This window comes from Enterococcus sp. SB12, from assembly GCF_030910025.2.
GTDB lineage: Bacteria > Bacillota > Bacilli > Lactobacillales > Enterococcaceae > Enterococcus_B > Enterococcus_B faecium.
Genome location: NZ_CP175675.1, coordinates 1059214 through 1073569, shown reverse-complemented (window position 1 = coordinate 1073569; position 14356 = coordinate 1059214). Strand labels below are relative to the sequence as shown.

Annotated in this window: 10 protein-coding genes; 1 reads left to right on the top strand and 9 read right to left on the bottom strand. The window is 39.9% G+C overall.

Annotation, left to right across the window (positions count from 1 at the left end; all coding sequences use genetic code 11):
* Positions 1-108 precede the first annotated feature (108 nt).
* The 5 genes from tig to RBL01_RS05170 form a co-directional block, all read right to left on the bottom strand.
* Complete coding sequence (gene tig / locus RBL01_RS05190) at positions 109-1398, bottom strand: trigger factor (RefSeq protein ID WP_002297547.1); 1290 nt, start codon at positions 1396-1398, stop codon at positions 109-111.
* Between the two features lie 153 nt (positions 1399-1551).
* A complete protein-coding gene (locus tag RBL01_RS05185; protein ID WP_002319581.1) occupies positions 1552-2484 on the bottom strand; it encodes a hypothetical protein in 933 nt (310 codons plus the stop codon).
* Positions 2485-2637: 153 nt separating this feature from the next.
* The gene (locus tag RBL01_RS05180) at positions 2638-3297 is read right to left on the bottom strand and encodes an RDD family protein (RefSeq protein ID WP_002292072.1); all 660 of its coding nucleotides are present in this window, start codon (positions 3295-3297) and stop codon (positions 2638-2640) included.
* Between the two features lie 2 nt (positions 3298-3299).
* Entirely contained in the window at positions 3300-4325 is a 1026-nt protein-coding gene (sppA, locus tag RBL01_RS05175; RefSeq protein WP_307781021.1) for a signal peptide peptidase SppA, read from the bottom strand.
* Between the two features lie 12 nt (positions 4326-4337).
* The gene (locus RBL01_RS05170; RefSeq protein WP_002297551.1) at positions 4338-4628 is read right to left on the bottom strand and encodes a hypothetical protein; all 291 of its coding nucleotides are present in this window, start codon (positions 4626-4628) and stop codon (positions 4338-4340) included.
* A gap of 408 nt (positions 4629-5036) precedes the next feature.
* On the opposite strand from RBL01_RS05170, the gene glmS reads away from it, so the two are divergent.
* Entirely contained in the window at positions 5037-6842 is a 1806-nt protein-coding gene (gene glmS / locus RBL01_RS05165) for a glutamine--fructose-6-phosphate transaminase (isomerizing) (RefSeq protein WP_072538612.1), read from the top strand.
* A gap of 71 nt (positions 6843-6913) precedes the next feature.
* Here the strand turns inward: glmS and glmM are convergent, their stop codons facing one another.
* The 4 genes from glmM to nifJ all read right to left on the bottom strand — a co-directional run bounded on the left by glmM (position 6914) and on the right by nifJ (position 14227).
* Complete coding sequence (glmM, locus tag RBL01_RS05160) at positions 6914-8269, bottom strand: phosphoglucosamine mutase (protein ID WP_002326935.1); 1356 nt, start codon at positions 8267-8269, stop codon at positions 6914-6916.
* A gap of 23 nt (positions 8270-8292) precedes the next feature.
* Complete coding sequence (locus RBL01_RS05155; protein WP_307781020.1) at positions 8293-9462, bottom strand: YbbR-like domain-containing protein; 1170 nt, start codon at positions 9460-9462, stop codon at positions 8293-8295.
* Complete coding sequence (gene cdaA, locus RBL01_RS05150) at positions 9459-10346, bottom strand: diadenylate cyclase CdaA (RefSeq protein WP_002287821.1); 888 nt, start codon at positions 10344-10346, stop codon at positions 9459-9461. The genes RBL01_RS05155 and cdaA overlap by 4 nt, the downstream gene beginning before the upstream one ends.
* 188 nt (positions 10347-10534) lie before the next feature.
* A complete protein-coding gene (gene nifJ / locus RBL01_RS05145; protein ID WP_002299625.1) occupies positions 10535-14227 on the bottom strand; it encodes a pyruvate:ferredoxin (flavodoxin) oxidoreductase in 3693 nt (1230 codons plus the stop codon).
* Positions 14228-14356 lie beyond the last annotated feature (129 nt).

Below are 14356 nucleotides of genomic sequence, written 5' to 3'. Positions count from 1 at the left end.
GATCGATTGACCTATATCTTTGTATATTTTCACGCTTAACAAAAAATAAGGGGCTGTGACAACAAACATGTCACAGTCCCTTATTTCATGACCTCTATTACTTAATTTCTATTCTTTTGCTTCTGTCGCTGTACCTGTGATCAATTCGATTGCTTTTTTCATTGTCACATCATGTTCCAGCATATCTTCTGTCAACACGCGTTTGATTTGTTCGACTGGCATGTTGTATGTTTCTGATAATTCTTGGATTTCTGCATTGATTTCTTCTTCTGTTGCTTGAAGATTTTCAGCAGCTGCAATTGCTTCGATCACAAGATTTGTTCTTGTGCGCATTTCTGCTTCACCTTCGAATTGTTTATGCAAGTCTTCTTCTGTAGAACCAGTTAATTGATAGTACATTTCAGGAGAGATACCTTGACGTTGCATGTTGTTCAAGAATTCGTCCATTGAACGATGTACTTCATCATGAACCATCACGTGTGGCAATTCAACGATTTCTGCGTTTTCAACAGCCATACGGATTGCTGCTTCATCTTTTGCATCGTCCGCTGCTTTTTCTTTTGTTTCTACTAATTCTTTGCGATATTTTTCTTTCAATTCGTCTAATGTTGATACTTCGTCATCCACATCTTTTGCGAATTCGTCATCTAATTCAGGCACTTCTTTTGCTTTTACTTCATGAATTGTCACTTTGAAAACTGCTTCTTTTCCAGCAAGATTTTCTGCTTGATAATCTTCTGGGAAAGTTACATTTACATCTAGACTTTCACCTGATTTATGACCAACTAATTGATCTTCAAATCCTGGAATGAATGAACCTGAACCTAATTCAAGTGAGTAATTTTCGCCTTTTCCGCCATCAAACGCTTCGCCATCTACAAAGCCTTCGAAGTCGATTACTACTGTATCGCCATTTTCAGCTGCAGCATCTTCTTTGATAACTAATTCAGCTTGTGCTTCTTGTTCACGTTTGATACGTGCATCCACGTCAGCATCTGTTACTTCACGGTCTTGTTTTTCAACAACTAGATCTTTATATTGTCCTAATTTTACTTCTGGTTTCACTGTTACTTCAGCAGTGATTACCCAGTCTTGACCTTTTTCCATGCTTTCAACATCGATTTTTGGTTGAGAAACAGGGTCGATGCCAGCTTCTTTGACAGCAGCTTCATAAGCTTCTGGTAATACAGCATTCAATGCATCTTCATATAAAGCTTCTTCACCGTACATACGGTTGAATACTTGACGAGAAACTTTCCCTTTACGGAATCCAGGTACATTCAAGCTTTTTTTCACTTTATTAAACGCAGTTGTTAATCCTTTTTGGATTTCGTCTTGCGCAATCGTAAATTTTAAAACACCATCATTCGTGCCTTTTTTTTCAAATGTTGCAGTCATTTAATTCCCTCCGAGTTTAGAAATTCATTTTATACATCAAAAACGTTTCATGCATACCTTTAAATAGTACACTAACCCTTTCAAATTGTAAACATATTGAATGGGTAGAATCCTTGTTTTTCATAACATTTTTTTCTTTTTCACTGATAAAATCTAATGGAAGAAGATCATTTGCTGCAAAATTTTCTCTCGTTTTTTAAAAAAATCTTGTTTTTCATCTTCCGTACCATCATACATCGTTTTTCCTGTATATGCCTCTACAGTCAGTTGAAACCAACGCCTCGGGTCTTCAATGTATGTATCATAGACAGGATAAACGATTGCAGATTGCAACGTAAATTCTTCTTTCAACACCGAACTAAGTAGCGCATCTTCATTCCCGTAATGATCTGAAAACACACACAATTGTCGATAACTTGACTGTTGCTGTGGCTTAGGCAAATCTTTGGGTATGACTTTGACTAGTTTTTCTTCAATCGTCAAATAGAAAACAGGGTTGCATTCATTCAATTGCCTGAGTGTCTCCAGCAATTTTGCCCTCGCTAAAATATGGACCTCTGGTAATACAATCAGTTTACTCGCTGTTTGGATAAACTCATGGTAAGGAAGCTGTTCGATCTCCTCGATAGACGACAGCTGACGTGCTGGTTCCAATGAAGGAAGTTCCTCCGATTTTTTATGGAGTGCCTTGACTTTTTGCCTCTCCATTTGTCCGGACAATTCTTCTGCAAATTGGATTTTTTCAATGATACGCTGCTCAAAAGATTCATAAAAATCTGTACTTGCTATCAATTTTCTAGCATATAAAAAATCTTGTGCGCTGATTAACAAGTCAAAATAAAATTCAGCAAACTCCTCGTTTTGAAGATACTGTTTTTCATGTAAGAGTGCTTGTTTCAACGCTTCTTTTTTCTCGTCTAACTCATAAAGACAAAAAACAAGCAGGCTATTAGCCTCAAAGCTTTCTTTCAACTCGTAAGCACGTTGAAATAGTTCTTTTGCCTGCTGATATTGCTGGTTTGCTAGTGCTTGTTGGGCCACTCGCATTAAATTCTCATATTTTTCTGGAAAATCAATCGGCTTCACGCAGTGTCCTCCTCTTGCTTATGTTCAGCTCATGTTCAATAGTAGCAAAACAAAAAAAGCATGACAATTAAAAATAATCGAAGCATCCTCTAAAAGCTAGATTTTTGATCTGACTTTTAGAAGATGCTTCAAACTACTGTTTTTTATGGATCATCAGCTGTTAACTTCTTGGTTGAATGCTTTGATCAGATTAATCGTAACGACACTTGTATTAGTGAAAAAATCACCCAGATGCTGCTTTTTCTGATTAAAGATTGCTGGAAGATACCCTAACATCAGCAAAGGAAACTTTAGAATGAACCGGCAAGCACCTTCTCTAACTAAAACAGTTGACCAGCTAAGTTCTTCTTCATCAAAGCTAATGACTCGAATACCGAAGATCATTTTCCCAATCGTTTGGCCATGATTGAGTTTCGTCAATAAAACAAAATACGCTAAATAAATGAGTAATGCTGTGAATCCATAGAGACTCAAATACGAATCTGAAAAATTCAGCCAACCTAGATTTTTGGCAATACCAAGTGTTAAACGTGTAATAGCTCCGATACACAAAAGATCGATCAAGAAGGCAAACATTCGGATCAAAAAACCTGCATAGAAATAATGAGGAAAATCATTTGCTTTTGGTGGTTCATTTTTTGTGTCAGTATACTTTTTCCATTTCCGTTGTTTCTTTTTGATTTCTTCTGACGTCATCGGTTCTCTTTCAAAAGAGCTCAGCACCTTTTGGGAAAAGCTTGGATCAGGTCCCACAGCAGGCTGCTGTTGCCTCTCTCTTCCTTGTTCCTTATTTTCGTTTGGAAGTTCCGTCATGCTTACTCACCTCCGTAATAATACATTGCTTTTGGTGATTCTGCAGTTCCGAGATTCTCAAGTATTGATAAGATCTGACTAGTTTCAGAAGATTTCAATCCTTGGAACTCTGCCAGTTTGCTCCCTAACCATGTGCTGGCAAATCCAGATGATGCGGAGGAATATTCTACTAATTCAGCATCTTCAAGCTTTTGTTCCCTTCGCATAGCTTGTAAGGCGTCTTCAGGGAATCCCAATTCATCGACTAAACCTACTTCTTTTGCTTGGACACCATCATAAATCCTTCCATCTGCTATTTTTTTGACTGCTTCTTCAGATTTATTCCGTCCCTCGCTAACGATTCTTACAAATCGTTGATACGCACTGTCAATATACGCTTGAAGCACTGCTTCCTCTTCTTTTGTCTCTGGGCGTGTTCCTGAACCCATATCTTTCAATGCGCCACTTTTCACTGTTGTGTCTTCCACACCCAGTTTTTCTAAAAGGCCTGAATAATTCAATCCTGACATGATCACACCAATTGAACCGGTCACTGTTTCTTCGGTTGCAAAGATTTTATCTGCTTGAGCAGAAATATAGTAACCACCGCTAGCTGCCATGTTTTTCATACTGACATACATCGGGATATCATGTTCTTTACGGATCGTATCTAATTTCTTAGCGATTTCCGCACTTTCATAGACACCGCCGCCAGGAGAGTTTACTTCTAAAAAGATTCCTTTGACTGTTGGATCTTCTTCCACAGCTTTCAGTTGTTCCATGAAATTTTCATGGTTATAACCTTCAGAAGCAAATAAACCAGAAGATCCTCCCGCAGTAATCGTTCCATCTACTGTTAGTTTTACGATTTTTTGCGTACTGTCTCCCTCTTCCAACACATTTGGTACTAACTCTTCATCCCCGTATAACCAACTGTTCAACCCTTCGACTTGATTATTTTCCTGAGGCTTAGTCAAACTCGCCGAAACTAACGAAACCACAAATAATCCCGCAGCAATCAGAACTGCTGCCCAACGTTTTTTATTCATTCTTTCTCCTTTCTAATACAAGTTTTTTATGACGATCACAGTTTCTGACTGCTCGGAAGCGTCGAACCGCTCTGCTTTTTCTTCACGCGCATACCCGGAAAATGATTCTTTTGTCCATTCATCTTCTACCGTAAACTCTCGCGCTTGGACAACTTCCAAGGCATCAGGTGCGATTTCCTGGATGCTATCCCAACCAGTATCTAAAAATATTTTTGTATCATCTGATACACCAGCTGATGCTTCAAATTCGGACAATTGTTTTTTTAACATTCCAAGTGTCATGATTTCGATTTTTGAATCCATTTTTCTCCTCCTTCATCCTATTACTTTCTATTGTACCGAACTCCTGAAAAAGATGATAGATAAAAACCGATTATTTTTTGACACAAAACGCACCCCCAAAAGGAAATTCGATATATACCAATTTATTTTTATTCTTTTTTTGTTGACAAAAACATTCGCAAAAGGGTATGATTTTAAATGTTTCCAGATAAAAAAATAAAAAAGGAGGATAGTTATACCTTTTAGGATAGCGCCTGGTCTGTGCAAACAGATGACGAGGAGAGGGTTTATCGAAAGGTTCGGCGGATGACCCTAGGGACTGCACTCTACAGAAGATCCACAAAAAGTATCTGCAAAGATAAAACAAAAGGATTTTCCTGCAGCTGGAAGCATTCATACGAATTTATTATAGAAAGTAGGATGTTTTTTATGTGCGGAATTGTTGGAATGATTGGATTAAAAAATGTAACACCAGGATTGATTGGCGGGCTAGAAAAATTAGAATACCGTGGATATGATTCAGCTGGTATCTTTGTCTCAGATGGCACAACTGATTATCTGGTCAAAGCACAAGGCAGAATTCAAAATTTGAAAAACAAAATAAATATTGATACTACAGGAAATATAGGTATTGGTCATACACGTTGGGCAACTCACGGGCAACCTTCTGAAGAAAACGCCCATCCACATACTTCCCAAAGTGGACGCTTCGTGCTCGTTCACAATGGCGTAATCGAAAACTTTGAAGAACTTAAAATTGCTTATTTAGCAAATGACCACTTTATTGGTGAGACCGATACTGAGATTATCGCTCATCTAATTGAAACTTTTGCGAAAGATACTACAACGCAAGAGGCGTTTTTAAAAGCTTTGCGGGTCATCAAAGGTTCTTACGCTTTCGCTTTGATTGATCGTACAGCACCTGATGTTATTTACGTCGCTAAAAATAAAAGTCCACTATTAATCGGACTTGGCGATGGATTCAATGTGATTGCCAGCGATGCAATGGCTATGCTTGCTCATACGAAGGAATTCGTTGAGATTGAAGATGAAGAGATGGTTACCGTCACATCAGAAAAAGTTATTATTCAAAATTTTGCAGGTGACATCGTAGAACGTTCTTCATTCGAAGCACAAGTAGATTCTTCAGATATCGAGAAAGGTACCTATCCTTTTTATATGCTGAAAGAAATCGACGAACAGCCTATTATCATGCGCCGTATCGCTCAAAAATACGTAACAGAAGACAATCGTGTCTCTCTTGATCAAAAGCTGGTCGATACATTGTCTGATAGCGATCGAATCTATATCGTTGCTTGCGGAACTAGTTACCATGCGGGTTTAGCAGGTAAACAGACTTTGGAAAAATTGACACAGATTCCTGTTGAGGTTCATTTAGCCAGTGAATTTGGCTATAACACACCTCTTCTTTCAAAAAAACCATTCTTTATTTTCTTGAGTCAAAGTGGCGAAACAGCAGACAGCCGCCAAGTGCTGGTAAAAATCAACCGTCTCGGCTACCCTTCACTTACGATTACAAATGTTGCTGGTTCTACTCTTTCGCGGGAAGCATCCTTTACACTGCTATTGCATGCTGGACCCGAAATCGCAGTAGCATCAACGAAAGCTTATACTGCACAAATAGCTGTACTAACTTTATTAGCCAAAGCTATCGGTGATAAAAAAGAATTTGAAACTTCTCTTGTATTCGATATCACTCATGAATTGAGTTTAGTTGCTAATGCGATGGAATCGGTCATCGCCCAAAAAGATTATTTAGAAGAGTTGGCAGCAGTATATTTCAGCGATACAAGAAATGCCTTTTACATTGGACGTGGCGCTGACTACAACGTTTCTCTTGAAGCTGCTTTGAAATTGAAAGAAATCAGTTATATCCAGGCAGAAGGTTTTGCCGCTGGCGAATTGAAACATGGAACGATTGCTTTGATCGAAGAAGGAACACCAGTGATCGGAATCATCAGTGAAGAAGTGACTGGTGCGCATACTCGAGGAAACCTGAAAGAAGTCGAAAGCCGTGGCGCTAAAACACTAGTTATTGTCTCAGAGGGATTAGAAAAGGAAAGTGACCAGCTGGTGCTACCAACTGTCCACCCTTATCTAACTACTCTAACCACAGTCGTACCGACTCAATTACTTGCATATTACGCAACGCTATTACGGGGATTCGACGTTGACAAACCACGTAATTTAGCGAAATCAGTGACAGTAGAATAATAAAAGAACAGGGGCCAGTGTCAGACATCTGACACTGGTCCTTGTTCTTTTATTTTTTATGAAAATATCTCTTAATCCAGTCCAATTTCTTCTTTGACTACTGCTGCGATTTTATCGACATAGTAATTGACTTTCTCATCAGTAGGCGCTTCTGCCATCACTCGAAGTAATGGTTCTGTACCGGAAGGACGAACTAAGATTCTTCCTTCTGATCCCATTTCAGCTTCTGCCTCTTCAATCACTTTTTTGATTGCCGGAACATCCATCGCACCGTTTTTATCACTTACGCGGATATTCACTAATTTTTGCGGATAGATTGTTACCTCTGCTGCAAGCTTTGATAATTTCTTACCTGTCTGTTTCATGATATTCAGTAACTGAATTCCTGAAAGCATCCCATCTCCAGTTGTGTTAAAATCTAAGAAAATCATGTGCCCAGACTGCTCGCCGCCAAAGTTATAATCGTTTTTGCGCATTTCTTCTACAACGTAACGATCACCAACTTGTGTAACGACATCTTTCAAACCGATTCCTTCCACCGCTTTGTGGAATCCTAAGTTACTCATGACAGTCGTAACGATCGTATCTTTTTTCAACCGATTTTTTTCTGCCAAATATTTAGCACAGATAAACATGATTTTATCACCGTCGACGATGTTTCCAAGTTCATCCACCGCAATAATACGATCGCCATCGCCATCGAAAGCTAGTCCAGCATCTGCTCCTTTTTCAACGACCATCTCAGCTAAACGTTCTGGATGGGTAGAGCCTACGCCGTCATTGATATTTAACCCGTCTGGATTTGTGCCCATGGTATAAAAATCTGTTTCAAGATCGGCAAACAAACGATTAACACTTGTTGAAGTTGCTCCGTTTGCTGCATCGACACAAATGGTCAAACCGGAAAGGTCACCGTTGATCGTTTGTACAAGGAATTGAGAATATTTCAATAAGCCTTCTGGAAATTCTTCTACAGTTCCCAATCCTTCAGCTGATGGACGAGGCAATTCATCCACTTCAGCATCTAATAATGCTTCAATTTCTAGCTCTTGGTCATCTACTAATTTAAAACCATCTGCACCGAAAAATTTGATTCCATTATCTTGTGCTGGATTATGAGAAGCAGAAATCATGACCCCTGCGCTTGCTTTTTGCAAACGTGTCAGATAAGCAACACCTGGTGTAGAGATCACACCTAGCTGAAACACTTCGATACCCACCGATAAAAGTCCTGAAATCAGCGCTTCTTCTAACATTTGACCTGAGATTCTTGTATCCCGCCCTACTAACACGCGTGGGCGTTTTCCTTCTTCTTCATGCTGGCTTAGGACATAACCTCCGCACCGTCCCAGCTTAAATGCAAGTTCTGGCGTAAGTTCCTTGTTGGCTTCACCGCGTACGCCGTCTGTTCCAAAATATTTACCCATAGTTGTAAAATTACTCCTTTAACTTAATTTTCTGAGGAATTTGTTCTGCTCATTTGCGTTGATTCGCTTGTTTCTGATGTTTCTTCTGTACTTGTGGTCGAGCTGCTTGTCCCAGATTCCGAACTGGAAGAAATGGTTGTTGTCGATGGTTCCGTTCCTGAATCAGCAGATGAAATACTTCTACTCGTACTTGTATTTTCTTGTGTCCGACTGCTCGTCGAAGCAGAGCTACTGCTTGACGTTTGCAATACGGGTGTAATCTCCACACTAACTGATTCGGGCTTGATACTTAACCCCTCTTCTACTGGTATTTCAATTTTACGAGTTGTTCGATGATTGATACCTGAGACATTGATCGGTACAGCAATACTGTCACCGATCGATGCAAGCAAATCGCTAGAGCCGCTTACTTCTGCTTCCAGTTTTGAAAAACTGAAATCATAGCTTTCTACCCCGGCAGCTGGTGTTCCTTGCTGTATCCCATAAAGTCGTACCGACTTGCTTGGCTTGATTGAATCAGCTTTCACTGTTACTTGCACTGGATCAGAGACGATACTTAATACTTCCCCTGCTGCATTCAGCGCCTGTATTGGGACCTCACTATTAATCCCATCATCTGTGACCATCGAAGCGTCCACATCAGCTACTACTCGTTTGATTTCTGCCAATGTTTTGTCACCTGTAGTGATAGAGACTTTTTTAGGACTAACGGAAGTAGCATCAAGTTCATATCCAGATGGTGTGAACGTTGAAGGAATCAACGTTTCCACATCGAAATATTTTATTACCTTTTTCTCAACCGTTACTGTAATAGTCGATGGTTCGATCTTTGCTGTGACAGCACTGCTCAAATTTTGAATTTTTAGCGGAACTTCATGTGTTCCTTCGCCCAGCTTAGTGATATCTGCTGTGACGCGGAACATCCGTGTATCTTCGTTTGCCTCTGCATTCAACTGAACTCGGTTTGCACTGGAAAGTTTGACAGTCACTGCATTTTCATATCCATGGATATAGTAGCGCTTTGAATCATAAGAAATCTTGATAGGCACCCCAGTAACTGTTTGATTATACGCTTCATTTCCAGAAAGCGTATTTGGAACGGACTGGCCATTTGCATTGAAGTACAGCGCAATACTGAACAGCAATGCAATAAAACTGTAAAGAATGCTTGTCCGTTTCTCTTTTGAGATCATTTGCGATCCCCTCCCTTAGTCATACCGTCTAGGAAAGATTGAATCACGTTTTTCTTGTTTTTTGTTTTCTCTTCAGCAATCAGTTCTCTACGCAAAATTGCCAAATATTCTTGCTGGGATAAGCCAGCCATCAGTTCATTATCTAATGTAATGCTGACATCCCCGGTTTCTTCAGAGACAACGATGGTAATCGCGTCGCTGACTTCGCTTATACCGACAGCTGCCCGGTGTCGAGTCCCGAATTCTTTAGGAATCAACATACTTTCTGATAGAGGAAGATAGGCGCTTGCTACTGCGATCTTTCCTTCTTTTACAATAACTGCACCGTCATGCAGTGGTGTATTAGGAATAAAGATATTGATCAGCAGCTCTCCAGTGATATCTGCATCTAATGCAATTCCTGTCTCAATATACTCATCTAATCCAGTATGCCGTTCGATAGTAATTAGCGCACCGATTTTTCGCTTGGACATATATTGGATGGCTTTGTCAAAAGACAAGATCATCTTCTCATCTTCCTGCTGTTCGCTTTTTGATTGTTTGAAAAGCGAACTGCGTCCAAGATGTTCTAGTCCTCTCCGGATTTCCGGCTGAAAAATCACGATAGCAGCTATCACCCCATACGTGATGACTTGGTTCATCAACCAAGACAAAGTGTGCAGACCAATGATTTCCGCTACGATTCGGATAACAATAAAGATAGCTACACCTTTCAGAAGCTGAATCGCTTTTGTGCCACGCAGCAGTTGGATCAGTTTGTATACAAGATACCAGACAACCAGAATATCAAGTATGTTCACCAAAAAATTCAGAGAGAACAAGTCACCGGAAAACATTTGCTGCCAATAGTCCAAATTGAAAAGTTCCCCGATTTGAAATGACATAAAAAGCCTCTCTTCTCTTTTGAGATTTCCTCTTTAGTATATCATATGTTTTAATTTTAGAGGCTGATCTGCTCGTTTTTTTCTTGATAAAAACGCATAATTTTCAAGAAAATTGCAAGTATGCGTTTTATTTTTATCTGCAATAAATATTTTTAAACTTCAGAGAATTATTCATTATATTTTTTCTGTTATTTTTCCTTTTTTTCTTTTGTAGCTTGTTCCATTTTTTTACGTCGTTCTGCTCTGGCAGCTCTTCTAGCAGCTCTTCTTTCTTCTGCTTCAAGGTCCGTCGTTTTTTCTTTTCTAGTCTTAACGGGTACATCGATAGATTCCTCTGGTTCAAGTCGTTTCTTGATTTTTTCTAATTCTCCCGTCAGTGCAGCATAGTTGTAAAAACGTGTTTTAGCGTCGTGGACAGTCTTTTCAAATAAAGCTTTTGTAAGATTTGGATTTGCGTTCTCTAGCGAGGAAAAGCGAACTTGTTTCCTCATGAAATCAGGCATAGCAGAGAAATCAGGTTTTTTGTAGTCCAAAGTCATTGGTTTCTTGTTTTTTTCGACCATTGCAGGGTTATATCGATATAATGACCAATAACCAGAAGAAACAGCTTCTTTTGCTTCTTTAAGCGATTCTTTCATTCCACCAAGCAAGCCATGTGTGATACAAGGCGTATAGGCAATAATCAGAGAAGGACCAGGATACTTTTCTGCTTCTTCAAATGCCTTGATCGTTTGCATTTGATTGGCACCTGAAGCAATTTGCGCCACATAAACATTTCCATATGTCATCGCCATCATTCCTAGATCTTTCTTTGAAGCATACTTTCCACTAGCCGAAAATTTAGCGATTGCCGAAGCTGGTGTTGCTTTTGAGGTTTGACCGCCAGTATTGGAATAGACTTCGTTATCCAAAACAAGGATATTCACGTCTGCTCCGCTGGCAAGTACATGATCGATCCCGCCAAAACCAATGTCGTAAGCCCATCCGTCTCCACCAATCATCCATTGGCTGTTTTTTACGAATAGATCCTTTCTCTTGTATATATCCTCCAGTTCAGGGAAAATTGATCGTTCGCTTTTGATCGCAGCTTGCAGTTTTGCTGCTCTTTGCTGCGTTCCTTCACTCTCAAACATGTGTACCAACCAGTCTTCCATCAATTCTCGTAGTTCTTCTGATACTTTTGGCAATACTTCTTTGATTGAACTTGCCAAAGCCTCGCGACGAGTCTGTGCCGCTAGAAGCATACCATAACCAAATTCAGCATTATCTTCCAATAAAGAATTTGACCATGCAGGCCCCTGACCACATTCATTTGTCGTATAAGGAGAAGCAGGAGAAGCACCGCCCCAAATAGAAGAACAGCCTGTCGCATTCGCGATCATCATTCGATCACCGAACATTTGTGTCAATAATTTTACATAAGGTGTTTCGCCACAGCCTGAGCAAGCGCCCGAGAATTCAAGAAGCGGTTGATTGAATTGTGTAGACAAGACAGTATTCTTTCCTTTGACTGGATTTGCTTTTTGTCTTAATGTCATTGCAAAAGCCCAATTCACAGCTTGTTCTTTCTGTTCTTCATAAGGCTTCATCACTAAAGCTTTTTCTTTTGCGGGACAAGCCTCTACACACAGACCACAACCTGTACAGTCTTCCACTGAAACTTGGATACGGTATTTTACGCCGTCTGCGCCTCGCATTTCTCTCACGATAAATCCTTCTGGCGCTTCTTCCATTTCCTCTTCATCTGCTAAAAATGGACGGATGGCAGCATGAGGACAAACAAAGGCACATTCATTACACATCGTACAGCGATCACTAATCCACTCAGGTACTTCTAAAGCGACGCCCCGCTTTTCCATAGAAGCCATTCCTAAAGGCATCTCTCCTGTTGTCATTCCATTTGCTACAAGTGTACCAACAGAGAGTTGATTTCCTTCCTGTGCATTCACTGGTTCAAGTATTTCTTGTACATAACCAGTGTTCCTTTTATTGATTTTTTCAGGCATCTCCAACGTTCTCCAATGTTCTGGGATCGCGACTTGATGAAGCAGTTCGGTCGTCCGGTCGATTGCTTGTATGTTTTTTTCTACGATAGCCATTGATTTATGTCCATAGCTTTTCAGGGCTTCTTCTTTTAGCAGCGGAATCACTTCATCAAAAGGAATGATGTCAGCTAATTTAAAAAATGCCGTTTCCATTGCCGTATTGATCCGGCGTCCCAAACCGACTTCTTGGGCCAATCTCATGGCATTGATCGTATAGAATCTAATGTTATTTTCAGCCAAGTAACGTTTTAATTTTAAGGGCAGATGCGTTTCTAATTGTTCGTCGCTCCAAAGAGTATTCAATAAAAAAATGCCACCTGGCTTCAATCCTTTGACCAAGTTATAGCTATGCAGGTAAGCTGGTGTGTGACAGGCAACAAGGTCCGCATGCTCGACAAGATACGCAGAACGTATCGGCGTATCTCCAAAACGAAGATGAGAGACAGTCAGACCACCAGATTTTTTCGAATCATAATAAAAATAGCCTTGCGCATATTTATCGGTGTGATCTCCAATAATCTTGATAGCTGATTTATTTGCTCCGACTGTTCCGTCAGATCCAAACCCCCAAAACTTGGCCTGGAATGTTTGCGGTTCTGTCAAATCCAGACTTTCCTTTGGTTCCAAAGATTGATAAGTCACATCATCAACGATACCTATGGTGAAACGTTTTTTGCGTATGCTTGGGTCTTTTTGCAATTCATCAAAAACTGCTGAGATTTGGTCAGGAGTCACATCTTTAGAACCCAATCCGTAGCGACCACCAATAACAGCCGGGCGAAGTTCAGAATCATATAACGCACTTTGAACGTCTAATAAGAGAGGTTCTCCACCTGCCCCTGGTTCTTTACTTCGATCAAGAACAGCAATTGTTTTTACTGTATGAGGCAACTTTTGCACGAATGTTTCCACTGGAAAAGGACGATAAAGATGGATATTCAAAAAACCTGTTTTCCGTCCGTTTGCATTCAAGTAATCAATCGTTTGTTCAATCGTCTGTGCAACTGATCCCATAGAAACAATGACTTCTTCCGCATCGTCTGCTCCGTAATAAGTCACCAAGTCATAAGAAGTTCCTCGTAATCGGTTGATCTCTTTCATATATTTTTGAACGATTTCAGGTAATTTATCATAATAGGGGTTGATCGTTTCCCGTTGTTGAAAATGGATGTCTGGATTCTGGTTCGTACCACTAACAGTCGGATGATTGGGATTCATCCCTCGTTTACGAAATGAAGCTAATTTCTCCTGATTGATCAGAGGAGCTAATTCTTCATATTCCAAAACTTCGATTTTTTGAATCTCGTGACTCGTACGGAATCCATCAAAGAAATTCAAAAAAGGTACTTCTCCTTCAATAGAAGCAAGATGGGCAACAGGTGCTAAATCCATCACTTCTTGTACACTGCTTTCAGCTAACATAGCAAATCCTGTTTGTCTTGCAGCCATCACGTCTCCGTGATCTCCGAAAATATTCAACGCATTTGTCGTCACTGCCCGACTAGCAACATGGAAAACACTTGGCAGTAGTTCCCCAGCAATCTTGTACATATTCGGTATCATCAAAAGCAGCCCTTGAGAAGCGGTATATGTAGTTGTCAGTGCACCAGTTTTCAATGATCCATGGACCACACCAGCTGCTCCTGCTTCGGATTGCATTTCTACTACTTTTACTGGTTGACCGAATACATTTTCTTTTCCTGCTGCTGACCATTGATCTACTAATTCAGCCATGGTCGAACTGGGTGTTATTGGATATATTGCAGCAATCTCGGTAAATGCATAAGAAATATATGCGGCTGCCGTATTGCCATCCATTGTTTTCATTTTTCGCATGATTCATCATCCTTGTTCATATTCTCTCTTATTATCTGTTCCATTATAACGTAAAACATTCCATTTTTTCTTTTATTTATAAAAATATTTCACATATGTCTATTTGAATTGGTCATCTAATTTTTAGAC